The sequence below is a fragment of the Bacillus sp. FSL R5-0512 genome (genome assembly GCF_038593295.1).
GTDB classification, from domain to species: domain Bacteria; phylum Bacillota; class Bacilli; order Bacillales; family Bacillaceae; genus Bacillus; species Bacillus safensis.
The window spans coordinates 877,895-902,749 of record NZ_CP151982.1; the positions used below are offsets into that span (position 1 = coordinate 877,895).

The 24,855-nt window shown below is 40.4% G+C and carries 25 protein-coding genes and 1 tRNA gene; 21 read left to right on the top strand and 5 right to left on the bottom strand.

Going from position 1 to position 24,855, the window contains the following annotated elements:
- Positions 1 to 365 precede the first annotated feature (365 nt).
- The 7 genes from NSQ25_RS04420 to NSQ25_RS04450 all read left to right on the top strand — a co-directional run bounded on the left by NSQ25_RS04420 (position 366) and on the right by NSQ25_RS04450 (position 4,969).
- Complete coding sequence (locus tag NSQ25_RS04420) at positions 366 to 578, top strand: hypothetical protein (RefSeq protein ID WP_024425336.1); 213 nt, start codon at positions 366 to 368, stop codon at positions 576 to 578.
- A gap of 114 nt (positions 579 to 692) precedes the next feature.
- Complete coding sequence (locus tag NSQ25_RS04425) at positions 693 to 1,439, top strand: ABC transporter ATP-binding protein (RefSeq protein WP_025093295.1); 747 nt, start codon at positions 693 to 695, stop codon at positions 1,437 to 1,439.
- Entirely contained in the window at positions 1,417 to 2,883 is a 1,467-nt protein-coding gene (locus tag NSQ25_RS04430; RefSeq protein ID WP_065214161.1) for a hypothetical protein, read from the top strand. Before NSQ25_RS04425 ends, NSQ25_RS04430 begins: the two co-directional genes overlap by 23 nt.
- Positions 2,867 to 3,772 (top strand): PqqD family protein, encoded by a 906-nt coding sequence (locus tag NSQ25_RS04435; protein ID WP_034282303.1) that lies wholly within the window; start codon positions 2,867 to 2,869, stop codon positions 3,770 to 3,772. Before NSQ25_RS04430 ends, NSQ25_RS04435 begins: the two co-directional genes overlap by 17 nt.
- Positions 3,769 to 4,050, top strand: a complete 282-nt coding sequence (locus tag NSQ25_RS04440) for a hypothetical protein (protein WP_024425332.1) — start codon at positions 3,769 to 3,771, stop codon at positions 4,048 to 4,050. Before NSQ25_RS04435 ends, NSQ25_RS04440 begins: the two co-directional genes overlap by 4 nt.
- A gap of 61 nt (positions 4,051 to 4,111) precedes the next feature.
- Entirely contained in the window at positions 4,112 to 4,768 is a 657-nt protein-coding gene (locus tag NSQ25_RS04445) for a hypothetical protein (RefSeq protein ID WP_214755295.1), read from the top strand.
- Positions 4,769 to 4,895: 127 nt separating this feature from the next.
- Positions 4,896 to 4,969: transfer RNA gene (locus tag NSQ25_RS04450), tRNA-Gly, on the top strand.
- 98 nt (positions 4,970 to 5,067) lie between these two features.
- Here NSQ25_RS04450 and NSQ25_RS04455 read toward each other — a convergent pair.
- Positions 5,068 to 5,664: a hypothetical protein gene (locus NSQ25_RS04455; RefSeq protein WP_326136643.1), complete on the bottom strand. Its 597-nt coding sequence runs from the start codon at positions 5,662 to 5,664 to the stop codon at positions 5,068 to 5,070.
- An 83-nt stretch (positions 5,665 to 5,747) separates the two neighbouring features.
- Here NSQ25_RS04455 and queG point away from each other — a divergent pair, with 83 nt between their 5' ends.
- From queG to NSQ25_RS04505, 10 genes are all read left to right on the top strand, one after another.
- Positions 5,748 to 6,896 carry a tRNA epoxyqueuosine(34) reductase QueG gene (gene queG / locus NSQ25_RS04460; RefSeq protein ID WP_326136666.1) on the top strand — a complete coding sequence of 383 codons (1,149 nt, stop codon included), beginning with the start codon at positions 5,748 to 5,750 and terminating at the stop codon, positions 6,894 to 6,896.
- 61 nt (positions 6,897 to 6,957) lie between these two features.
- Positions 6,958 to 7,860, top strand: coding sequence for an amidase domain-containing protein (locus NSQ25_RS04465; protein WP_046310336.1), 903 nt, complete (start codon positions 6,958 to 6,960; stop codon positions 7,858 to 7,860).
- Positions 7,861 to 7,903: 43 nt separating this feature from the next.
- Positions 7,904 to 8,377, top strand: a complete 474-nt coding sequence (gene trmL, locus NSQ25_RS04470; RefSeq protein WP_034282301.1) for a tRNA (uridine(34)/cytosine(34)/5-carboxymethylaminomethyluridine(34)-2'-O)-methyltransferase TrmL — start codon at positions 7,904 to 7,906, stop codon at positions 8,375 to 8,377.
- A 173-nt stretch (positions 8,378 to 8,550) separates the two neighbouring features.
- Positions 8,551 to 9,258, top strand: a complete 708-nt coding sequence (locus tag NSQ25_RS04475; protein WP_034282300.1) for a YrpD family protein — start codon at positions 8,551 to 8,553, stop codon at positions 9,256 to 9,258.
- 375 nt (positions 9,259 to 9,633) lie between these two features.
- The gene (locus NSQ25_RS04480) at positions 9,634 to 11,529 is read left to right on the top strand and encodes a PrkA family serine protein kinase (protein WP_024425326.1); all 1,896 of its coding nucleotides are present in this window, start codon (positions 9,634 to 9,636) and stop codon (positions 11,527 to 11,529) included.
- A 139-nt stretch (positions 11,530 to 11,668) separates the two neighbouring features.
- Positions 11,669 to 12,832 carry a sporulation protein YhbH gene (gene yhbH, locus NSQ25_RS04485; RefSeq protein WP_034282299.1) on the top strand — a complete coding sequence of 388 codons (1,164 nt, stop codon included), beginning with the start codon at positions 11,669 to 11,671 and terminating at the stop codon, positions 12,830 to 12,832.
- A gap of 365 nt (positions 12,833 to 13,197) precedes the next feature.
- Positions 13,198 to 13,830 (top strand): efflux RND transporter periplasmic adaptor subunit, encoded by a 633-nt coding sequence (locus NSQ25_RS04490; protein WP_070325641.1) that lies wholly within the window; start codon positions 13,198 to 13,200, stop codon positions 13,828 to 13,830.
- A gap of 39 nt (positions 13,831 to 13,869) precedes the next feature.
- Positions 13,870 to 15,489 carry a DHA2 family efflux MFS transporter permease subunit gene (locus tag NSQ25_RS04495; RefSeq protein ID WP_041116922.1) on the top strand — a complete coding sequence of 540 codons (1,620 nt, stop codon included), beginning with the start codon at positions 13,870 to 13,872 and terminating at the stop codon, positions 15,487 to 15,489.
- Positions 15,490 to 15,506: 17 nt separating this feature from the next.
- Positions 15,507 to 16,031, top strand: a complete 525-nt coding sequence (locus tag NSQ25_RS04500) for a flavodoxin family protein (protein WP_024425322.1) — start codon at positions 15,507 to 15,509, stop codon at positions 16,029 to 16,031.
- 13 nt (positions 16,032 to 16,044) lie between these two features.
- Positions 16,045 to 16,404 carry a hypothetical protein gene (locus NSQ25_RS04505; RefSeq protein ID WP_034282297.1) on the top strand — a complete coding sequence of 120 codons (360 nt, stop codon included), beginning with the start codon at positions 16,045 to 16,047 and terminating at the stop codon, positions 16,402 to 16,404.
- 113 nt (positions 16,405 to 16,517) lie between these two features.
- On the opposite strand, the gene cspB is transcribed toward NSQ25_RS04505, so the two are convergent.
- Complete coding sequence (gene cspB / locus NSQ25_RS04510; protein ID WP_008349061.1) at positions 16,518 to 16,718, bottom strand: cold shock-like protein CspB; 201 nt, start codon at positions 16,716 to 16,718, stop codon at positions 16,518 to 16,520.
- Between the two features lie 211 nt (positions 16,719 to 16,929).
- Complete coding sequence (locus tag NSQ25_RS04515) at positions 16,930 to 18,021, bottom strand: diguanylate cyclase (RefSeq protein ID WP_144496530.1); 1,092 nt, start codon at positions 18,019 to 18,021, stop codon at positions 16,930 to 16,932.
- Between the two features lie 97 nt (positions 18,022 to 18,118).
- Between NSQ25_RS04515 and NSQ25_RS04520 the strand changes: the two genes are divergently transcribed.
- Entirely contained in the window at positions 18,119 to 18,499 is a 381-nt protein-coding gene (locus NSQ25_RS04520; RefSeq protein ID WP_041116926.1) for a hypothetical protein, read from the top strand.
- Positions 18,500 to 18,533: 34 nt separating this feature from the next.
- On the opposite strand, the gene NSQ25_RS04525 is transcribed toward NSQ25_RS04520, so the two are convergent.
- Positions 18,534 to 18,932: a hypothetical protein gene (locus NSQ25_RS04525; RefSeq protein WP_024426613.1), complete on the bottom strand. Its 399-nt coding sequence runs from the start codon at positions 18,930 to 18,932 to the stop codon at positions 18,534 to 18,536.
- Between the two features lie 151 nt (positions 18,933 to 19,083).
- Here NSQ25_RS04525 and NSQ25_RS04530 point away from each other — a divergent pair, with 151 nt between their 5' ends.
- Together NSQ25_RS04530 and NSQ25_RS04535 are read left to right on the top strand one after the other, a co-directional pair.
- The gene (locus NSQ25_RS04530) at positions 19,084 to 19,590 is read left to right on the top strand and encodes a YhcN/YlaJ family sporulation lipoprotein (protein WP_034282294.1); all 507 of its coding nucleotides are present in this window, start codon (positions 19,084 to 19,086) and stop codon (positions 19,588 to 19,590) included.
- Positions 19,591 to 19,746: 156 nt separating this feature from the next.
- Positions 19,747 to 20,619 (top strand): hypothetical protein, encoded by an 873-nt coding sequence (locus tag NSQ25_RS04535; RefSeq protein ID WP_034282333.1) that lies wholly within the window; start codon positions 19,747 to 19,749, stop codon positions 20,617 to 20,619.
- 25 nt (positions 20,620 to 20,644) lie between these two features.
- Here NSQ25_RS04535 and NSQ25_RS04540 read toward each other — a convergent pair whose 3' ends face one another.
- Entirely contained in the window at positions 20,645 to 21,289 is a 645-nt protein-coding gene (locus NSQ25_RS04540) for a spore coat protein (RefSeq protein WP_034282292.1), read from the bottom strand.
- Positions 21,290 to 21,433: 144 nt separating this feature from the next.
- Between NSQ25_RS04540 and NSQ25_RS04545 the strand changes: the two genes are divergently transcribed.
- Positions 21,434 to 24,814, top strand: coding sequence for a CheR family methyltransferase (locus NSQ25_RS04545; RefSeq protein WP_214755294.1), 3,381 nt, complete (start codon positions 21,434 to 21,436; stop codon positions 24,812 to 24,814).
- The last annotated feature ends 41 nt before the right edge of the window (positions 24,815 to 24,855 follow it).

Consider the following 24,855-nt stretch of genomic DNA (forward strand, 5'->3'; position numbering starts at 1 on the left):
AATGATCAGTAAATATTTCATAATTGGCATTATTGCGACATATAATCAGGACTTTTTTATCTGATATATCGGGGGAATTCTTTCTATCTCACAAAAAAGAAAGAATAAATATGATAGATGATAAATATGGACTATTTGAAAAAAAGAAGAAAAAAGATGGCGTAAATGACATTAAATGGGTTTTGTGGTTCTTATGGGGTGTCAAAATCTAGTAAATAAGAGAGGGTTTAAACAGATGAAAGTGAATAATTGAATAAAAAGTCACATTTTAATCAAATGTATGTTCGGTCAAAAATGGGATGTTCTGTAGATGTTTGGAGTGTGACGCCTATGATACGATCATCATAAGCTGGGAGGTGAAAAGTATGACTTATGCAGCGCCGCAAGTTGACTATTCCACTATGGAACCTGCTATTATGGACCAAGCTTGGTTCTTAGTATTTGTTGCTGTCCTTCTTGGATTGGGAGCAACAGTTGTTCTAGGAGCAGCAGTTTGGTGTATCGCAAACGGCAAGGGTAGCTTTACAGGAGCCGTTCAGTGGGAAAGTGGCTTAAAAGTCAAAATTGAATGTAAGTAGCTATACTTAGGATTCATCTTTTTGCTTCTTAGATAAGACACCAGGGCTAAACCGTCTGTGGCGGGCGGTTTAGCCTGATCTGTTTTAAAGAATATGCAGACACTTGGAGGTTATATGTTTACGATCGAGAATTTAACCAAGACGTATAAAAATAACGTGACTGCTGTCAATGATTTTCATTTAAAGATCGACCCTCATCAAATCGTTGCTGTTGCTGGACCGAATGGTTCGGGTAAAACAACGATGATTAACTGTATACTCGGCATTATTAAGCATACAGAAGGAAGGATTCACTTGCAGGACGTCCCAAATGATGAACCATCCTTTAAAAAACAAGTAGCCTATGTTCCAGATGACCTGCTGCTCCCTGAAGCATTGACTGGTGCTGAATATTTAGATTTTGTTTCTTCTATGTATGAATGTAAAACAATTCACAGAAGAAATCAACTAATTGAACTGTTTGATATGGACTCGGCTTTATCAAGACCGATCGAAACCTATTCACATGGGATGAAAAAAAAGACACAGCTAATTGCTGCATTTATGCTTGATAGTCAATTGGTGATCATGGATGAGCCCTTTAGAGGACTTGATATTGAAGCGGTTATAAACACAAAGAAACTGATGAAGCGGTATGCCGAGCACCATGGTGCGATCTTGCTTTCAACGCATGATATGCTTTCAGCGGAAGAGCTGTGCCACAAAATCGCCATTATTTCTAAAGGAAATAAAATGGATGAAGGGACGGTCTCAGCCTTAAAGGAGAAGTATCAATCAAGCACACTGGAACAGGTGTTTCTGAAAGCTTCAATGTTAAGTGATAGGGGTGCACATTTTGATGAAATCATTAATCATTTCTAAAATGATGCTTAAAATGTGGCAGCAGGAGATGTATAAGCTCTTTGATACTCAAACGAAGCGAATCATTGTGGTCTTATTCTTTTTGTTTGCCGTTACAATGGGAGCCATTATCGGATACAGCTTTACAGGTGTCTTTATGAAGGCTTTCTTAAATGGAGATGAACGTTCACTTGGATTACTTGTCGTGTCAATGGCGATCAATGCCTCTATTTTTACAAGCTTGTTATTCGTTTTGATCAAGGTCAGAACACCTGAACAAGACCGGTTTTCTATGCAGCTCAGCTGGTTCCCGCTCTCTACCTTTCAGAAAAGTTTTGGATACTTCATTCCGATGGTGACAGTGGTGGCAGGGCTTGTTTTATTTTTTATCGGCATTCTGCTTTTACCTAATTTTATTGCCCAGGGAATTGGTATTTTTTTTATCTTCACTTTCTTTTTGATGGTGCTTTTGCAGTCGCTTTTTGTCTTAATGCTGCTCCAGTTTATTTACAATATCACTTATTTACTCGTTTTGAAATTAAAATTACCGTTGCAAAAATTTGCAGCGATATTTGTTTTATTGGCACTGGTCGTGGCGTATGGATTGACGCATTTTGATATTAGTCAAATTCAGCAATCATATATTCAGTTTGATTATCATTTGATGTATTTGACAGCTCCGTTTTTCCTAGCGGCACAAGGAATGCCTCCTGAAGGGGTAAATTATGCCATTTTGATTCTGTTCATCCTCTTATCGGCAGGCGGGGCATTTCTTTCTCTTGCGATGATGCCGATTATGGCAGAGAAAAAAGCGCTAACCTTTTTACACAAGCTGCCGTTCTCTTCTTCAAAGAAGTGGTCGCTTATTGTGAAGGAAATGAAGTCACAGGTGCGAAATGAAGAAAACATTTTAAACTTTCTTATTCTCCTCATTGTGATATTATTCGTCCGTTATCAGTTTGGATTCCGCTTTGAAGAAGAAGCATTTTTTGTTCTATGCGCTCTTGCTGGTTTAACAGCCTTCAATTCGTTTGGCAATGATAAACGAATGCTGGGCATGTATAAAACATTTGGTCTGAGATCTTGGGAAGTGGCTTTATATAAATTTATCGGCCTTCTGCTCGTAGGTGTACTGCAAATTGTTTTATTCATGCTGACAACGCTGACGCTTCCTGATCAGATTTGGCACGCATTGATTGGTGCTGCTGTCTTATGCAATGCGACTGCGCTCTTTTATGTGGTAGGTATCTTACTTCCTCTAGATCGAAACAATCCCTACACAGGCATTTTTTCATTTGGAGCGCTTATTTTACTCATGATTCCGATTGTTTTTATTGGGAACTATGTCATAGGGGCGTCTAGTCAAGCGCTTCAGTGGCTGCTTATGGCTGCATTTGAGGGTCTGCTCATCTTTGCCATATACAAAGGTTTTTCATGGAGGTATTCACATGATTCAACTTCTTAACAATAAGCTAAAGATTGAGCGGGTACCGGCACTAGCGCCGTATGTGACCTTACAAAAGAGGCATCTCACGGATACGCAGTATGGAAGCACACTCCCGATCAATGAAAGTGCCTATCATATGTTAACGAAAGTGGACGGTAAAAGAACTGAAGCGAGTATTACCGCAGAGCTCGCCGATTTGTTTCAGGTCGATGAGTCGGTGATTGCTCGTGACTTTTATCAGCTGATGATGGGATTGAATCAGCATCACTTGCTGTCTATTCATTATCATTCACCATATCGGATTGTGACAGCCTGCTGTCAATTTTTCAAGCAGTATCAAGTCAAAATGAAGGAACGATTTGATTGTACTGGTCACTCGTTCCTTCACATTTTTGGGACGGCTTTGCTCATGGTGACACGTAAAATCATCTTTTTCTGGATGCTTTTCATGGTCATGGCAGGGATCGCTTTTTTATTCATTCCTGATCCGTCGATTGCAGCCATTGCGATTTATTTTACGATTATTTATTTCGGGTTAATTACCGGAACCGCCTTACATGAGGCGGCACATGGCTATGCGCATCGAAAATTTGCAGGGCGGGATGGGCCTCAAGGCTTTTTTGCGAGTGACATGATGTCAGTGAAGTTTGTAAGGCCCGTATTAGATCCATTTCAGAAAAAGCAGGTATGGATTACGCTGCTTGGCCCGCTTGTTCCCGGTGTGATTGGCGCAGCAGGCATCATCGTGACCATTTTATTTCTAAAAGAAAACCCGGTTTCGACAGGATTTTTCATTTTTTCAATCACGTATTTTATTCAATTACTCTATCTTCTTCCGTTTATGGGGGATGGTAAGTCCATTATGAAGCAGCTATTGCTTGGGGGAATGGGAGGACAACGATCATGAACGTACAGGCGATGAAACAAGGCGCGATAGTCGGTAGTTTTCTCGGATTCTTAGGCTTTCCGATGCTGACAATCGGTGTACTGTTCTATCATTTATTTCAATCAAAAACGAATGATGCTTTATTATTTAACAGTCTCGCTTTTGAAATGGAAGGCTCGTCCGCATTTACTTTTCAGATCAAGCCAAACTTTTTTATTTATATGATGGTGATTTTTGCTGTGAGTTTTCTCATTGTGGCATTCCTATCAGCCATGAAACAGAAAAAAGCAAAAGGTTAGGAGAATTCTCCTAACCTTTTTTTAGTATAATAGGAAATAAAAAACACCAAACGAGATCACAATGTTTAAAAAATGGAGCATTCTTTTCTTCACAGTTTTTCTATTAGCAGGATGCGGCGAGAAGGCCGAAGAAACCACAACAACCGAGAAGACGGTTTCGACCATAAAAACAGAGCCTGCCACTAAAAGCCAAGTAACCATCGAACAAATGAAACTCTCAAAAAAAGAAAAAAACTTACTAGAAGCAGCAACGGCTAATGAAAAGGTGGCTCTGACACTGAAAGGATTAACGAAGAAGAATAAGAGTATTACGTTTATCGTGAGTCATTACAAAAATGGACGATTAGTGAATAAGGAAGCATCATCTGCTACCTTTTCTTTACACCAGGATGGAACCGACCAAACGGTGAATGTACTTCTTCAATTACATCATGAGAAAGATACATATGAATCACAATTTAGTATTTGGTCAGATAAAAAGAATGATGGGATGACGAAAGCGACATCAAGCTTCCCGTTCAAAGTAAGTGACTATGTATTTTCTGCACAATCTGAAACTGTCAAAGTTGCTTCTGGAGGAAAGGCACTGATTGCGTATACAGCGGCGATGGGGAAAGACGGGGGTTCAACAATATTTGAAGAGATTGAGGAGAATCCAAAGCAAGCACTGAAGAATAAGTCACATGCATACTTATTTTATATCCAGCTAGATAAATAACTATCGTAATATATACGGAGAATATGAAGTTTTTTGACGAAAAATTTTCATATTCTCTTGACGAATTGTTAAGAAAGTTGTAACATAATAAAAGTCAACGCGATGACGTTGCTTTTAAAAGATTGATGCGGGTGTAGTTTAGTGGTAAAACCTCAGCCTTCCAAGCTGATGTCGTGAGTTCGATTCTCATCACCCGCTCCAATACATAATTTTGTTTATAACGCAGTATTTCGTTTCTTAGATAAACGAAGTGTTGCGTTTTTTATTATGTCAGTATAATGTGAAAAAGCACTGTCAGGCTACAGTGCTTTTTCAATGAGTTCATATTTGCTTTCTCCGCCATGTATTTGTACAAACATCTTCGTCAAGGATTGAATAAGAGCTTCACTCTTTTCCCGGGAAATAGATGGCGGGAAAAGGATGATTTGAAGAATGTTCTTTGTGTCTTGAGAAATTTGTGCTTTACTTGCTTGAGAAAATAATCCATTCAGTCCTGCGTTGTCCTGCCATTCGATGTCACCAGCCTCATGTTTTGCCAGTGAAAGCGGTCCTTTGATGCGATCGGCATCTAATGTCAGGATAGGTAAGAAATATTTTAGTGAGAAAAATATCGACAAATCCTGTACGGAATTGGTCGAGTCAATAAATTGTTCCTTTTGGATGTTAGAAAGAAGTGGAAGGAAAGGAACGTCTTTTAAAAGATCCGTCCATTCTTTGATGGCTGGTACTTCTTCTAAGACTTTATCTTCGTATTCAAAAAATAAAGATTCTTGAAACAAGCGTAAGCGGCCTTTTAACATTTGAGGTGATGTACCCACTTCAATATGTGAATATTCAATCTGCCCAACATGGATAGACGGGTTTTGAGGATGAGAAATTTCCATATGTATCTTCACAGTGACTCACTCCAATCGGTCATGATACACTCGTATTATACTGAAAACAACAGAAGAAACAAAGAAAGGAGGTTTGCAAGGTGATTCATGTTGGAGAATTAAAAGAAGAATTGATTCAATATGCGAAAGAAATTGGTGTCGATAAAATTCGATTTGCAAGTGCCGATACATTTGATTCATTAAAGGACCGCCTCATCTTACATGAATCGTTAGGGTATTTGTCAGGTTTTGAAGAGCCTGATATTGAAAAAAGGACAAACCCTTCTTTGCTGCTTCCGAAGGCCAAATCAATTGTTGCGATAGCGCTCGCGTATCCTTCCAAAATGAAAGATGCTCCTCGAAGTACAAAGGATGCGAGACGGGGGATTTTTTGCCGGGCTTCATGGGGAACAGATTATCATGTTGTGCTGAAAAAAAAGCTTGATATGCTCGAAGAATTTCTGCGAAGCAAACATGTCGATATACGGACAAAATCAATGGTGGATACAGGAGAATTATCTGATCGTGCTGTAGCAGAACGTGCTGGCATTGGTTTTAGTGCAAAGAACTGTATGATTATCACGCCAGAGTTTGGATCTTATGTGTATTTGGCTGAAATGATCACAAATGTTCCGTTTGAACCGGATGAGAAAATTGAAGACCAGTGCGGAACTTGTAATAAATGTGTGGATTCGTGTCCAACGGGTGCGCTTGTGAATCCAGGGCAGCTGAATTCTCAGCGGTGCATTTCATTTTTAACGCAGACAAAAGGGTTTTTACCTGATGAGTTTCGTTCGAAAATAGGGAATCGATTGTACGGGTGTGATACGTGTCAAACTGTCTGCCCAATCAATAAAGGAAAAGACTTTCATCTGCATCCTGAAATGGAGCCAGACCCTGAAATTGCGAAGCCGCTGTTAAAGCCGCTTCTGACGATCAGCAATCGTGAATTTAAGAAAAAGTACGGTCATGTTTCAGGTTCATGGCGGGGGAAAAAGCCCATTCAGCGGAATGCAATTTTGGCACTCGCTCATTTTAAAGATGCATCTGCTTTACCAGTGTTAATTGAGTTGATGCACAAGGACCCAAGACCGGTCATTCGGGGAACGGCTGCCTGGGCAATTGGCAAAATTGGCGACGATCAGCAGCTTCCAGAGCTGGAAAAAGCCCTTGAACGGGAAAGTGATGAAGAAGCGAAAGAGGAGATTGTGAAAGGGATTGAGCTTTTACAGACACCTTTAAATACTAAATAACATCCCTGTGAACATAGAATGAACCAAACAAAGATTTTAAAAAATGTTTGGTGGTGTCTGTGTGAAACAATTATTAGAGAAAACTTTAGAAGACAGGCTGGCGTATTTAATCAATGACCGTGCAATCAAACAGCCGCAGCTTATGTCTGATGTGGAAGCAGTAGAGCGGAAAAAAGAGCTTTTTGCTAGAAGACAGGTTGAGATTGTGAAGGCGAAAGCAAAAACAAAACTTCTCGATTCAGCCATTCAAGATGATGGGGCTCAGCATGTGCAGTACCTTGCTCATCTCACATATGTATGCAAGGATGTAGACGATTCTTTTTATTTAGAGGAACAGGTGGAAAAAAGAGAAGCGTTTCTTTATAACAACATGCTTGTTAAAGATCGGATGATGTTAGAAGAGCGGCAAAGCGAAGAGCATATGGATGAGCGCTTTCAGACCGAAGAACAATTTGGGAGAGCCTTTCATTATGACCGGCGGGCTGCCGTGAAGTATGCGGAGACATATTGGAATAAACGGAATCCAGCCTATAAAAACTTTGAAGATAACTGTACAAATTTTATTTCACAATGTTTGAAAGCAGGGAATGCGCCAACGAGAGGGTATCCGAACCGCGGGTCTGGCTGGTGGGTGCGTCCGCATACGTGGAGCTATAGCTGGACGGTGGCTCATTCGATGAAAAATTATTTAGCGAATTCAAAAGCGGGTTTGAGAGCAAAGAAACTCAAAGAAGCCCACGAGCTTCAAATTGGTGATGTCATTTGCTACGATTTTGAAGGTGATGGAAGGTATAATCATACAACCATTGTCGTTGATCATGACAAAGGCGGAATGCCTCTTGTGAATGCACAGACGTATGACTCCCGCATGCGTTATTGGTCATACGAGGATTCGACAGCCTATACACCTGCTATTCGATATATGTTTTTTCACATTTTGGACGATGCCGCGAAGGATAGTTAGTGGTATAATGTTGAGCGGAAATGAAAATTAGAGGTGAACTTTTTTGGGACTTCATGTCGTTTTATATCAACCAGAGATTCCAGCTAATACTGGAAATATTGCGCGTACATGTGCAGCAACAAATACAACCCTTCATCTGATTCGTCCGCTTGGTTTTTCGACAGATGACAAAATGCTGAAGCGTGCAGGACTCGATTATTGGAAATATGCCAATGTGGTCTATCATGATTCACTTGATGAATTATTTGAGGCACATCCGAAGGGGCAATTTTTCTATATCACAAAATTTGGCCAAAAGCCGCATACAACATTTGATTACTCTCAGCTGGATGAAGACTATTTCTTTGTGTTTGGAAGAGAGACAAGTGGATTGCCAAAAGATTTGATTGAACAAAATATGGACCGTTGTCTTCGTTTACCGATGACAGAGCATGTTCGTTCTTTGAATCTGTCGAATACGGCAGCCATTCTTGTATATGAGGCACTTCGCCAGCAGCAATATCGCGATCTCATATAAGATCATGATTAAAAGCCGAGATACTGATCTCGGCTTTTTTATGTGAGTTAAGAAACAGAAAGATGAAAAATATGACTTAATTATACTTTTTTTGACATGTTAAAAAATAGGTAGTATGATAGATTGTGATCACGTTTTCAAAAAATGATGAATCCATTAGGAGGAATAATGAGATGAAAAAGCTACTGATCACTAGTGCCATTAGCTCAGCAATTTTAATGGGGACGCTTCCAGTCAGTATTCCAGGACTCTCTCAGACGCAGGAGATAGAAGCAGCGCAGTTATCAAAAGGGATTGGCGGGCGTACTTATATCAATAGTAACGGATCCATATTGGTCACAAAAATTCAACTCCCTTCCACAATGAGTGTGTCAAATGGTACAGCTTATATTTATTCTGGATTCACAGGTTCAAAGGAAGCGGATATTGGTCTTCAATACAGTTCAACCTATAATGTGTGGAAACCTACGATGAAAGTAGGAGCAAATAATCAAGAGACATATATCGAAGGAAAAGATGACTTCACGTATACAAAGGGATTTAAACCTGGAAGTACTGTTCAAATGACGATTTATAAAAATTTGAATGGGCATACAAGAGCGACGTTCTGGGGCACAAATAATGTTGGTTATACCGGCCGCATTATTACAGAAATTCAAAACTCAAACATTGGCTCTGTGACCAAGTGGAAACTACTGTCGACGGTAGCAGTAACTGACGATATTTATCGAAAAGACATTCGGGCGAATTTCTCTACTCGTTTTACTGACATCACATTGGATAATCGTGCCGTTACACCTGTGGTCGATACGCAAGACTTTACGAAGGTGCAGGTGTCAGGGAATACAGTGAATATGCAAGTGCTGAAAACAACGAACTAAATGAAAAAGGATGTTCCGCAAATGGAACATCCTTTTTTTCATTTACCAGGCTTGCCTTCGTAGCCAGCAGTGAAAATGGATACTAAAAACGTAATGATGACGCCCATCATAATGACCGTTCTCATATAAGCTCCCCCTTATCCCTTTGTTCCGTTCGCTGCCTGTTTCATATGATGTGAAGTTCACCTTGAAAAGCAGGAGAAGAAAATCATTTTTCTCCTATTTTTCCTTTATTATGAAGGGTCTTGCGGATGGTTGTCAATTCAGTTTGCCAATTCGTCATTTTGAAGAACGAAAGCATGTAATAGGACGCCTCCGCATAGATTGTAAAACAGTATCTGATTTCTAGCTTCAATCTTGAAAGAGGAGGTTCATATGGATATTTTAAAGAAAATCGAACAGCACAGAGAAGAAGAGCAGCGTCTCAAATGGGAAGGCACATTCAGCGATTATTTAGACATTATTAAGGAAAATCCACTTGTCGCTCAATCTGCTCATTCTCGCGTTTATCATATGATTAAAGACAGCGGGATTGAAGAGGAGAATGGGGTCAGAACCTACAAATTTTTTGATCAGGAGCTGTTTGGGTTAGAGGAATCACTCGAAAGGTTAGTGGAGGAATATTTTCACCCTGCTGCAAAGCGGCTGGATGTCAGGAAGCGTATTTTATTACTGATGGGACCAGTAAGCGGGGGGAAATCGACGCTTGTCACTAGATTGAAAAGAGGACTTGAGGAATATTCACTCACAGATCATGGCGCAGTTTATGCGATCAAAGGCTGCCCTATGCATGAAGATCCGCTTCATCTCATTCCGCAAAATCTGCGGGAGGATTTCTATAGAGAATATGGGATTCGTGTGCAGGGGAATTTGTCGCCTCTGAACATGATGAGACTAGAAGAGGAATATGGCGGCAGAATTGAGGATGTAAGGGTCGAGCGGATCTTTTTCTCTGAAGATAAACGGACCGGCATTGGTACCTTTAGTCCGTCTGATCCGAAATCTCAGGACATTGCCGATTTAACAGGAAGCATCGATTTTTCAACCATTGCTGAATTTGGATCAGAGTCAGATCCCCGCGCCTACCGCTTTGATGGAGAACTCAATAAAGCAAACCGAGGGATGATGGAGTTTCAGGAGATGTTAAAGTGTGATGAGAAATTTCTCTGGCACCTTCTGTCATTAACGCAGGAAGGAAATTTTAAGGCAGGAAGATTCGCCTTAATTAGTGCAGATGAATTGATCGTCGCCCATACGAATGAAACCGAGTACCGGTCGTTTATTTCAAATAAAAAGAACGAGGCGCTCCATTCAAGAATTATTGTGATGCCAATTCCTTATAACTTAAAGGTCACAGAAGAAGAACGCATTTATCATAAAATGATTTCAGAAAGTGATGTCTCAGATGTGCATATTGCCCCGCATACGCTGAAGGTAGCAGCAATGTTCTCCATTTTGACGAGACTGAAAGAGCCGAAGCGTTCTGATATTGATTTGGTGAAAAAAATGCGTCTGTATGACGGAGAAAGTGTCGAAGGCTTCCAATCAGTCGACATTGATGAGATGAAAAAGGAATTTCATGACGAAGGGATGAGCGGAATTGATCCGCGGTATGTGATTAACCGAATTTCATCTACCATCATTCGAAAGAATATGGAATCGATCAATGCACTGGATGTCCTTCGCTCCTTAAAAGAAGGGCTCGATCAGCATCCGTCTATCTCCAGCGAGGATCGGGAGCGTTATTTGAATTTCATTTCAGTCGCGCGAAAAGAGTATGATGATATTGCGAAGAAGGAAGTGCAAAAGGCTTTTGTGTATTCCTATGAGGAGTCTGCGAAAACGCTGATGGATAATTACTTAGATAATGTCGAGGCATACTGCAATAAAAACAAGCTGCGTGATCCGTTAACGGGTGAAGAAATGAATCCTGATGAAAAGCTCATGCGTTCAATTGAGGAGCAGATCGGCATTTCTGAAAACGCCAAAAAGGCATTTAGAGAAGAAATTCTGATTCGTATCTCGGCTTATGCGAGAAAGGGAAAACGCTTTGATTATAATTCACATGAGAGATTGCGGGAGGCCATTCAGAAGAAGCTGTTTGCTGATCTAAAAGATGTGGTGAAAATCACGACATCGACGAAGACACCGGATGAACAGCAGCTGAAGAAGGTCAATGAAGTAGTGGCTAGATTAATTGATGAGCATGGCTATAATTCAACAAGTGCAAATGAACTTTTAAAATATGTAGGCAGTCTTCTGAATCGATAATAAATGAAGGAGGCATTATTGGCGCATCAGCACCGGTAATGTCTTTTTTAGAAATGATCGTCAACTTGGATGACGAGCAGCATAGGATAAAGGAATCGATGGCTAGAAGAATTGTGCAAATAGGTGAGGAGGGGGATGGATGTCCCGGCAAGAAAAAAGTCAGTTTATTGTGTCTCAGGAAGACTGGTCCCTCCATCGAAAAGGCTATGACGACCAGCAGCGTCATCAGAAAAAAGTCAAAGAGGCGATTAAAAATAATTTGCCGGATCTTGTTACAGAAGAAAGCATCATCATGTCGAACGGAAAAGATGTTGTGAAAATTCCGATCCGTTCATTAGATGAATATAAAATTCGGTATAACTACGACAAAAATAAACATGTGGGTCAAGGCGATGGAGACAGCGAGGTTGGCGATGTTGTTGCGCGTGACGGCTCAGACAGCAAGCAGGGTCAAGGAAAGGGGCAGGGTGCTGGAGATCAAGCTGGTGAGGATTATTACGAAGCAGAAGTCTCATTAATGGATCTCGAGGAAGCACTGTTTCGTGAACTGGAGCTGCCAAACCTCAAGCAAAAGGAGCTTGACGACATCATTGTTGAACAAATTGAGTTTAACGATATTCGCAAAACCGGGTTAACAGGAAATATCCACAAAAAACGAACGATGCTGTCGGCATTTAAACGAAATGCGATGACAGGCAGTCCTTCCTTTTATCCGATTTACCCAGAGGATATCAAGTATAAAACGTGGAATGAAGTGACCAAACCAGAGTCGAAAGCTGTCGTTTTGGCGATGATGGATACGAGCGGAAGTATGGGGCTTTGGGAAAAATATATGGCGAGAAGTTTTTTCTTTTGGATGACACGTTTCTTACGGACAAAGTATGAGACGGTCGATATTGAATTTATTGCCCACCATACAGAGGCGAAGGTGGTAGACGAAGAACATTTCTTCTCACGGGGTGAGAGCGGGGGGACCATTTGCTCGTCTGTCTATCGAAAGGCACTAGAGCTCATAGACGAACGATACCCGCCGTCGCGATATAATATTTATCCTTTTCATTTTTCTGATGGTGACAATTTGACCTCAGACAACGCCCGGTGTGTGAAACTTGTTTCTGAGATCATGAAAAAAGCCAATTTATTCTGCTATGGTGAAGTCAATCAATACAACCGGCATTCTACGTTAATGTCAGCATATAAACACATTCAGGATGAGAAATTTAAGCATTATATTTTGAAGCAAAAATCAGACGTTTTTCTCGCACTAAAAAAATTTTTTCAGCAGGAAGAAGTTCATTCATAACGAGCACATTTGAAAAAACCTTTCAGCATAAGGGCTGAAAGGTTTTTTGGTGTGGAGAAGGAAAGGATCGCCAAAAAAAAAGTAAAACTTTCTCTTTGACATTTCAATTTTCATTTATTAATATTTAATCTTGTTAAATATAAGTTTTTCAAAAAAGATGCCGATCGTCTTTTCTTCTTTTTCTGCTCTTTGCTCATAAGTGAACAATAAGTATAAATGGGCTGCACACCATGATAGGGGCGGGAGTAGAAGAAGGGAAAAGGACAGAGTGTTGAGCTTGTTTCATATTCTGTCAGATGATGGGCATTCTAAGTTTGCTAAAGCAGATGACACTATATTTTTATACATGAAAGGAGAAACAAAACATGAACAGAGGGCGTTTATTGCTAACGAACATTATTGGCCTTATTGTGATTCTTGCCATTATTGCCGGAGGTGCTTATTACTACTATGAAAGCACAAACTTTGTCAAAACAGATGAGGCAAAAGTGACAGGTGACATGTATCAAATTACAGCACCAGCAGCTGGACAAATCAAAGGCTGGAATATCAACGAAGGTGACGAAGTGGAAAAAGACAGCACAGTTGCAAAAGTTGAAGGACAAACAAAAACAAACATTAAAGCAGTGGCTGATGGCACATTAGTTAAAAAAGAAGTACAAAACAATCAACAAGTGCAGCCTGGTACAGCTCTTGGTGAAACAATTGATTTAAGCAAGCTTTACATCACAGCAAATATTAAGGAAACAGATATTAAAAACATTGAAAAAGGCGACAAAGTCGACATCGTTGTAGATGGAGATCCTGATACAACATTTGAAGGAACTGTTGAACAAATTGGTTATGCGACAAACTCAACATTCAATATGCTGCCAGCAACTAATTCAAGTGGCAACTATACAAAAGTAACGCAAAAAGTAGCAGTGAAAATTTCAATTAAAAATCCATCAGACAAAGTGCTTCCAGGTATGAATGCTTCTGTCAAAATTTCATCTTAATGATGATTGATATCAAAATATGAAAGGAGGTTGTCTGAGATGGCAAATCAACCTGCAGCGACAAAACAGGGAACAGGCTCCTTGTCTTTACTGATCATTTTAATGGCCGGTTTGTTCGTAGCGATTTTAAACCAAACGCTTTTGAACGTAGCTATGCCCCATTTAATGACAGAATTTAATGTGAGTGCAACGACGATTCAGTGGCTGACAACAGGCTACATGCTTGTCAACGGTGTGCTGATTCCGTTGTCTGCGTTTTTAATCACACGTTTTGGACAGCGCAGCTTATTCCTAGTGGCTATGATCTCGTTTACACTAGGTACATTTATTTGCGGCATTGCGCCAAACTTTTCAACGATGCTTATCGGCCGTTTGATTCAGGCTGTCGGCGGCGGTATCTTACAGCCGCTCGTTATGACAACAATCCTTTTTATTTTCCCTCCGGAAAACAGAGGGAAAGGAATGGGGATTTTTGGTCTTGCGATGATGTTTGCTCCTGCAGTAGGACCAACATTATCTGGTTACATTATTGAACATTATTCTTGGCGTATTATGTTTTATGGACTTGTGCCAATCGGTGCGATTGTCATTATCGCGGCTTTCTTTATGTTTAAAAATATTGTAGAGCCTAAAAAAATCAAGCTGGACAGTCTTGGTGCGATTCTTTCAATCGTCGGTTTTGCTTCCCTTTTATACGGAGTGAGTGAAGCAGGAAGTGATGGTTGGACAGATCCAATCGTCTTATCTACGATTATTATTGGTGCGATTGCGATCATTCTCTTTATTTTCCAACAGTTGAAAGTTGATAATCCGATGCTTGATTTCCGCGTATTTAAATACAGCATTTTCTCATTATCAAGTGTCATTAACATCATTATTACGGTTGCTTTATATACGGGGATGTTCTTACTTCCGATTTATCTGCAAAACCTCGTTGGGTTTACGGCATTGCAATCTGGGCTATTAATGCTTCCAGGGGCACTTGCGATGCTCATTATGTCCCCGATTTCAGGGATCTTGTTTGATAAATTTGGACCTCGTCCGCTTGCCATTGTGGGGATGCTCATTACCGTTGTCACGACGTATGAGTTTACGAGGCTGACCATTGATACTTCCTATAGTCACATTGTGCTCATGTATGCAGTACGCGCATTTGGTATGTCGCTCTTGATGATGCCGGTTATGACAGCAGGGATGAACCAATTACCGCAGCACTTAAACAGCCATGGTACAGCGATGTCTAATACATTAAGACAAATTAGTGGTTCCATCGGTACGAGTTTGATCACAACGATTTATACGAATCGGACGACATTCCATTATTCCAATATGGCGGATCAAACAAATACTGCGGACCCGTTCTTTATGAATTCATTCCAGGCGGCTGTATCGAATGTGATGCATCATATGGGCATGACAGCAGAAGCTGCTCAAAAATATGTATCTACCCAGCTCTTTACAAAAGCACAGGTTGATTCAAACGTGATGGGCATCAATGATGCTTACATGTGGGTGACATTATTCTGTGCGGCTGGTGTCATTCTCAGCTTGTTCCTGCGAGATGTTCGTAAGGATAAAAAGCGAAAAGAACAGCAGCATAAGAAACAAGAAATATCACTGCTTCCGGCACCTAAGGAAGCTAACCAAGATGCAAGATAAGTGTGGAGGGACCGTACATGAAAATTTATGTTGTATACGATAGTGAAGGTGACCATACAAAAGCACTTGCAGAAGCGATTGCAGCAGGCGCAGGTGAAACAGAGCAAGCTGAAGTATTCATTGATCACGTGAAAGATGCAGACATTCGCAAACTCGATCAAATGGATGCGATCATTTGGGGCTGCCCTGGTCACTTTGGTACCATTAGTTCTGGGTTAAAGACATGGATTGACCGTCTCGGCTACTTATGGGCAGAAGGAAAACTAATCGATAAAGTCGGTGCTGTTTTCTGTACAACTGCTACAACACACGGCGGTTTAGAAATGACAATGCATAATTTGATTACACCAATGTTCCACCAAGGAATGCTTGTTGTCGGCCTTCCTGGAAATGTTCCAGAGAATGCTTTATACGGCTCTTACTATGGAGCTGGTGTGACATGTCCGATCGATTCAGATGAATTGATTTCGACTGAAGGCATTGAACTTGGAAAAGCACTAGGAAGACGTGTAGCATCAGTCACTGCATCATTTAAGCGATAAGGAGAGGGTTCTTTTGGCGACGATTATTGTAGCGTTAGTAGCTGCTGTTCTAGTCATTATTGGATTAGTAGCGTTCAATGTCAGACACGCATCAGCCGATAAGGAAGAGATCAAAGAAGATGTCTCCAATCAGCCTGACGTGCCGCATAGCGAGCCAGAAGCTGTGGCGAGACCTGTAGAGCCTGAAGTTGAAAAAAAAGCGTCAGAGCCTTCTCGAACGGATGATGCTGCGTCTGGCGACGATTTCTATAGACAGGCGCTTCAAAAGTTTAAACAGCCAGAACCACCTGTCAAAGAAGAAGAACCAGAGACAAAAATGAATGATGATATGTATCGTTCTGCTTTGCAGAAGCTAAAGCAGAAGGACAAATAAAAAAGAGAACCTCTCATCAGGTTCTCTTTTTTTATGGCACAAAAAAACCGCCGGCAGAAGCCGGGCGGTTTTCCTTCACTCTATAAAGTGCTAAAAGAGCAGATGCTCTTAAATTACGCTTTGTTAACGTTAGCAGCTTGTGGTCCACGGTTACCTTCAACGATTTCGAAAGAAACTGATTGACCTTCTTCTAAAGTTTTGAAGCCTTCGCCTTGGATAGCAGAGAAGTGAACGAATACATCGTCTTGACCTTCTACTTCGATGAATCCGAAACCTTTTTCAGAGTTGAACCATTTTACTTTACCTTCTAACATGAAATTTCCTCCTAAAGCGATCTTAACGCTTAAATTCACTATTCTTGCTCTTACACAAACTTCAAAGACGAAAACTCTTTCAAAACTTTCTTCTTAAAGATGATACGAACAAAAATAATTACCTTTACTTTACCAGTGTTTGCGGGAAAAAACAACTGTTATACGAAAACTTTTTTAAAAATAATTAGTGCTAACAAATTGAGGAAAATGCCTATGTTAAATGGTCTTTTTTTCTCTCTGAAAAGCTCACTTGATTTCGGCCAGACTCCTTCGCTTTATAGAGCTCCTGGTCAGCTATAATTGGTAATTGCTTGATGTCTGCACTCGTTCCATGAGAATAAGCACATCCAATTGATACCGTAGTGTGAATGGACATACCATTTTTTAAATAAATCGGCTGATCGGCTATTTTTTTTCGTAAGCGTTCTGCAATCTGCCATGTTTTTTCAATTGTACAATTTGGTAGAAAGACAGCGAATTCTTCACCGCCAATCCGACCAATATAATCAGAGCTTCTTGTGTTTTTAATCAGCCTTGTACCGATTTCTTTTAAAACAATATCTCCCTCATGATGCCCATATTGATCATTGATGGTTTTGAAGTAATCGATGTCTAGGTAAATAAGGGACATTTGATGGATAGGCTGCTTCAACTTCTTAGTAAAAGCTTCTCTTAATACCTCATCGAACTTCCGTTTATTTAAAACACCTGTTAAAAAGTCATAATGAGCTTGGAATTTATATAAATTTAACAGCTGATATGCTTTTGTTTGATGTTCAATGACATAAAAGTTAAACAATCCAGCAATATATGAGAAAATCCAATATGTAGAATGCAGCTGAAATGATGTCTCATGCACGATCAAGATGAACAGGCTTGTGGCAACCACATTACCAATCGTAATGGATAACAGCATTTTCACAACATGATTCATATGACGCTCTGCAATCAAAAAAGAAGAGGCTGCGATAAACATCATGGAAAAAATATTGATGGAAGAAGCGATGTTGGCTTCAATTAATAATCGGCCAATGATCACAATAAAAGCTGCAATCATTGTTTGGGCGATGCCTCCATAAAAGGCCGTTAAAATAAGGGGAATATGTCTTAAATCGATGATCGCTGGTCCTGTTTTAATAGAGAAGAACATTAAAAGGACACCGAGTAACCCAGAAAGCATGCCTTTGCATATTTGCCTGAGCAAGGTATCTTCTTTCTTCAGAAAATTCTCTTTAAACACAAGCATAAATAAATAATGGAAAGTGACAAGAATTGTTAAATTAATAAAGAGGTCTCTTAGCAAAATAGAATCACCTTTTTAAAATTACTAAAATTTGTTGCAAAAGAAAAGGGGAAAAAGGATAATTAATAAAAATTTTAATGATGAGGAATTGAAGAAAATGCGGGGAAAACGCTTTCCAGATCAAACGGACTGGCTTTCTTTTTTTGAAAAAATGCCAGATGCCGGATTTGAAAAAGAAATGCCGGTTGAATATCAAGATTTGACGTTTCGGTTCGAGAATCAGGAGGAGCGATTTGTTGTGAACATGTCGCTTGCTATGCAGGAGTTTACCTTAAAGGTCGTTCGAAAAAAGACCGAATCCGTTTTAGGAATATATGATTTTAAAACAGTCCAGCATGTAGAGATTAAAAAAGATCGGAAGGAAGAAAAGGAGCTGTTGCTGATATTAGAGCATCGTGACGACTTCATCACAACAATCGAAATCACATTTCTACCTTCCTTTTGTCTTATGGTCAAAGAACATTTTTCAGGAGAATAAACAGGAGCCTCTTTTTATGAAGGCTCCTGTTTTATTATTTGTGCTCGATGTCATTGATGACTTGCTGGATCGATTCATCATCCATCACATTCATCACACTTTCATCAATGTGAAGAGATTGCGCATAAGATTCTCTTGGCTGATGAGTTCTTGATGGTGATTGGTGCTGGTTCGTTTGATTTGGCTGGACAGCTGTGAATGCCTGCTTGATCATTTGGCCAACTTCACCTGTTCCTTTTGATTCCTTATGTGAGCGGGACTCATGACGAGATGAATCTTGGTGCTGATGGTTTGCGCCTTTCATCATTGAAGACATATTCATTTGTGTCATGCTTTTCAGTCTTCTTCGTAAAACCGGGGAGAATAATGCAATGATAGCTGTTGATACTGCGATCATTGCGCCAGTGCTCATACCTTTTCTTTTTTTAAACAAACGAATCCCTCCATTTGATCGTGATGATCTTTCATCAAGTTTAGGATGACCAATCACAGCTGAATTATGAATTCATTTTGCGGAAAGAGAGGATATGTGCATAAAAAGCCGGCTGGATGAAAAACCTATGAGCAAAAGGAGGGAATAATTGATGAATAAGAAATGGATGCTATCTTTACTGCTCGTGCCAACATTAATCACCGCTGGGTGTGGAATGAACAACCAAGGCGATGAGCGTAGAGGAACAATGAAAAGGCAGTATGAAAATGTCACATATAAAAATGACAACATGAGACAGGATCAGCCAGATGTTCAAACACCTCAGAAGGTCAAAGTGGCAGATAAGGCGTCAGAGCTTGTAGCCAATATGTCTGAAGTGAAGACAGCAAACGTGCTTGTCACAGGAAAAAATGCATTTGTTGCCGTTGTACTTGAAGGCAATAAAAGCGGTGATGTGACGGACGATCTGAAAAAGAAAATTTCAGACAAAGTCAAATCAACGGATCAACAAATCGACAACGTGTATGTATCTGCTAATCCAGACTTTGTCGATCGTATGCAAGGTTATGGAAAACGTATTAAAAGCGGAGAGCCGATTTCAGGATTTTTCGATGAATTTACTGAAACGGTTAGACGTGTCTTCCCTGAATCAAAATAGCTACGACAAAAGCCGTATGTCATATGCGGCTTTTTTGTTTGGAACCGCACCTCGCGCACCTGACTGCATAAAGTAAAAAATATATCACCTCTTGTTGATCTTTGTTTCTTCATAGAGAGAGAAAGAGGGTGCAGGATGAATTCAGGTGGGGAGCAAATGAAAGCAGGGCCGTCATTGATTCATAAAAAACTTGTAAGCGGGATGATTGCAGCAGGTCTGATTTTTTATGCTTTCACCGCGTACTTGATTTATGTTGCGTTTCAGCTGACAGGACAATATTTGGAGCAGTCTTCTCCTAAAACGGTTATCACGGAGGGACTCAATAAGCAAGTCTATGAACATATTCGAATCTACTATGCAGAGGAAGAGGATGCTTTTGTTGATCTGACCATAGAGGCCATGAAGCAGGCAGAGAAGAGGACAGCGTCAGTGTTTCAATTTGAAGCTGACAGACCTTTAGACGTTATTTATTTTGATGATAAAGAGACGATCGAACAAATCGCTGGTATCAAGCATATTACGGGATTTTACTCCGATCATGATCAAATGATTGGGTTATATCCAGATAAACGGGAAGCATTATTAAAGAAAGAGACACTGCCTTTATACTTTTTCAATACGCTTTTTATTCATGAGTATGCTCATTTTGTTTTCTATGAAAAGGTCCATTCATATGAAGTATCTCCAGGCATTTTTCCGCTTTGGTTCCACGAAGGAACAGCAGAGTGGACGGCCTATGACGTGTTAAATGCTACGTCTGAACGCTTCGATGTAATTCCATTTCAATCTCTTCATTCTGATCAAGACTGGCAGAACTCCCGGGTAACGTATGAGACAGATGTCTATTTACAAAGCTATTATATGATCTATGAGCTGGTGCAGCTTTACGGACGAGACATCATACATGAGATTATGGAGGAAACTGCGAAAACGGGCCAATTTGCTAGCGGCTTTGAACAGGCGACGGGGGAGAGGCTCACAGATTTTGAAGAACAGTTTAAAGTGATGTATCAAAGAAAAAACGGCTGACCAGAGAAGGAGGTCAGCCGTTTTTTTAATGAAGAGGCTTTTGTTGATCTGCCTTGCTAGGAGGCATTTGAACCTGCCCCTGAAGCGGTGCAAAAGCTGACGTCATGGCTGTCATATCTTGTTTGGAAAGCTGAGGAACTTGATAGTAGCCATGCTTGTTTTGATACAAGAAAATTTCATATGCCATTTCGATAAAGTTCGGAATCTGCGCAGCAAGCACACGTCTGACAACAGGATTTGTTACTTCTAATGCGGACATGGAAAGTAGCCCAGCGTGTGATTTGACTAGGCTGAGCATATGTCCTGTGATGCCTAAGTCTTTTACATCCTGTAATGACTGATTCGGCTTCTTCGGCTGAGAAGGTTTGATTCCGTATGTCACTTGTGTGTGTTCTTTCATCATATAAGTAGCGGTTTCTTCACTAGGCTTTTGGCCTGTAGAAAAACAATCTACAGTGACATTGTACTGTGATAAAACGAACTGATATTGTCGATCCAGGATGTCGCATAATGCAGGATCTTGAATAAATTGCCGCAGGATCATATATTGATCCAAAATATTAATCGTGCCGGCTAAAATTTCATGTAAATCGAATAATTCATGCCCGCCATGGTTGAGCTCAGGCTGCTGAGCGCTTCCTTGAAACATTGGCTGCTGATCGTTTTGCATTGATATTCCTCCTTCTGTTTATGCAATCTGTTTTAATGTGAGGATATTTTCTCGTTTTCATGCAAAAAACATTATTTACAATTAGAGGGTTTTCTTTCTTTTTGTCGAAAAAAAGTATCAGACGAATGAACATGGGGGTACCAGATGCAGGACAAAATCATTAATCGTTTGATAGAAGACGAACATGTGCAGGCACCAGTGATCGGCATCGGTGTTTCGCCGTTTGAACAGCATCATCTTGAGGCTTTTTTTCAATCGTTGCCACATGAATTAAATGCCTCTTTTATTGTTGTGCAAAATCACGTGACAGGCGATTGTATAACAGATTTGGAAGCACTTGTTTTACCGATTGGCTACCGGGCAAAAACGATTAAACATGGTGAGAAAGTCATGAAGAAGACCATCTATTTTTGTCCGCAGCATGCGGCTGTGACGTTAACAGAAGATCATCGGCTTCATGTATCTGAGCAGCTGCCAACAAACAAGGGATGCTCTGTCGACTCGCTTTTTAAGTCACTTGCCAGTGTTCAAAAGGAAGAGGCGTTTGCGATTTTTTTTCAAAAAGGTCATTGTGTGGGGAGTGGATTGCTTCGGTTGGTTGAGCAAGGCGGTACAGCGTTATCGTGCAGTGAGGTAGAGAGTGGTTTTGACAGCATGTATCATCAATCATTCAAAAATCCATCCACCCTTGCAGCTTATATGGCCAATATCATCAATGTCCCGCATGCGGATGAGACGGATCCAGCTTTACTAAGAATCATTGAACGTCTCGAAATGTATAAAGGGATTGCCTTTTCAACCTATGAAAAGAAAAGGCTGCTTTCTGTTATTCAAAAACGCATGCGCACTGCAAACGAACCAATGTCATTATTAACAGAGTACGATCGTTTATTAGAAAGAGAACCAGATGAGCTTGACCGCCTGCATGCTCAGCTCCTAAGCGGCACGACTGCTTTCTTTAGAGATATGGAGGCTTTTCGAGTATGTGAACAGAAGGTGATCCCGTCAATCATTGACCATTCGATGAACAACGGGAAATCTCGGTGCCGAATTTGGATTGCGGGATGTTCGACAGGGGAAGAAGCTTATTCTTTTACGATTTTATTTTTAGAAGAAATGAAGCGAAGAGATGTGTCCATTGAACTTCAAGTCTTTGCGACAGATATCAACCGAAAAGCCATTCAAATAGCTAGTAAAGGTCTTTACTCGATAGAGTCTATGGCAAGCATACCGGAAAAATGGCGGGCGCGATATTTCGAAAAAAAAGGTGACGCTTTTATTGTGAAGCAGTCGCTTAGAAAACATATTGTTTTTGCTCCTCACAATTTATTGATTGATTCACCTTTTATCCACCTCGATTTTATCAGTTGCCGAAATGTTCTGATGTACTTTGAGCCAGAAGTACAAAAACGAGTATTATCCCGATTCCAATATGCTTTAAAAGATCAAGGGGTGTTAATCTTAGGGCCAAATGAAACTGTTCCCAATATTCCTCGATTGTTTCAATTGTTCAATGAGAAGTGGAACATTTACACCTATTCAAATGTTCCTGCATCTAGTGTCCCTTGGGTATATGACGCTCGTGATGCCGAGTTAAAAAAGCGAGCTGCACAATATATGGAAGAAGTGAGCGGAGAATATGACGCATGCATGGTGATCAATGATTGTGACAAAATTCTGGCGATGTCAAATGGGGCCTATTCCTTTTTAGACCGTACAGAAGTGTCAGATCAATCATGTGAATATGTCACACCTGATTATTTGAAAGAGATGTTGAGTCAAACCTTTCAAAAGGTATGGACGGACGAGACAGAGGTTGTGTTTCAGCATGTCCTCATTTCGGAAAAAGGAAAAAAGCAGTATGCGGATTTTATTGTAAAGAGTTTTGATCACCGTTTTAAAGGGGTATACGTCATTCTCATTCGAATGAATGAGAGAGGGAAAATCCAAAAGAACAGCAGGGAAAAAGGGATGCCAGATCAGAATTCAGTTTATCAGCAGCGTATTGTCGATTTAGAAATTGAACTCAATGAAATTAAACAAAAAGAGCAGGAGGCAAGGGCTCAATTAAAAGTGAAAAACACGCAAATAGCGGAGCTTGAGAAAAAACATGAACATTTTATTAATATCATAAACAACTTAAGGGTAACAAGGGAAGAACTGTATAGACCTTCTGTTAAGCCTCAGCTTGCGACGTTGTTTGTGGACCGGGACATGAATATTCGCTATTACACTCCTACAGCCGCCTCTTTATTTACTTCAGCACAAATAAGGCAACAGCAATCCTTTCAGGCGATGGCTAAAAAGCTTACACAGGAAACACTCTATCATGACATACAATCGGTTATCTCGGACAGGCGCGTCATCGAACGAGAAATTGAAACGAATGAAGGAGAACAATTTACTGTTCACATCACACCTATCTTTGATCAAGATCATGAGGGAGCGGTGATGACGTGGATTAAAATGACGGAAATGACAAAAATCAAACAGTCACTCCATCTAGCGGTAACAGCACTGGATAACAGCCATATCCATATTGTTGTTGCAACTGAGGAAGGGGTCATTCAATGCGTGAATCAGCGCTTTTGCCAGTTTGTACAGCAGCATGAATATGACCTGATCGGCAAAGATATTTTTTCTGTCTATCATTCGCTGTGTCAATGTGATGATTTAGAAAAGCAATGGGACGTTTGTTTAAAAGAAGGCAGCTGGACTGGTGAGCTGTACTTTCAGGATTTATCAGGCCGTGAACGATGGGAGAGAGTCTCTTTACACCGAATTGATGATCCTGACAAAATGCAGTCAACCGTGATGCGGATTTCTGAGGACATTACCAATCAAAAGCAGTCAGAGAAGATGCTGATGAAGTCCGAGATGCTGTCCGCAGTTGGTCAGCTTGCAGCCGGCATCGCCCATGAGATACGGAACCCGCTGACGTCGTTAAAGGGATTTTTACAGCTGATGATTCAAAGTAAGAAATATCAGAAGGATTATGCAGATGTGATGATGTCTGAATTTAATCGGCTTGAAGCCATTATTAATGAATTCCTTGTGCTCTCTAGAAGCAAATCGGTGAAATTTGAGCCGGTACATGTCAATCTTCTGCTCGAAGAAGTGATCATGGTCGTTGAATCACAGGCGGTTTTAAAAGGCGTGTCTATTCAGAAGAATTTGTCTCCGTCGCTGCCAAACATTCAAGGTATACCAAATGAGCTGAAACAAGTTTTCTTAAACATTCTTAAAAACGGAATTGAAGCGATGGATGGTGTGACAGGTGTCATTCAAGTCACATCCGTATTGGAACATAATCAGATGATGCTGATTTTTGAAGACCAAGGAAAGGGCATACCAGAAGAAGAACTAGGGAAACTGGGTGAACCTTTTTATACAACGAAAGAAAAAGGGACTGGCCTTGGTTTAATGATGACGATTAAAATCATTGAAAGCCATGGCGGCAGCATTCGTTTTGAAAGCAAAAGCTTTGAGGGGACACGAGTGATTATTACGTTTCCAATGAGCTGACAGACATAAGATTTACAAGAAATCCATCTACCATCAATATT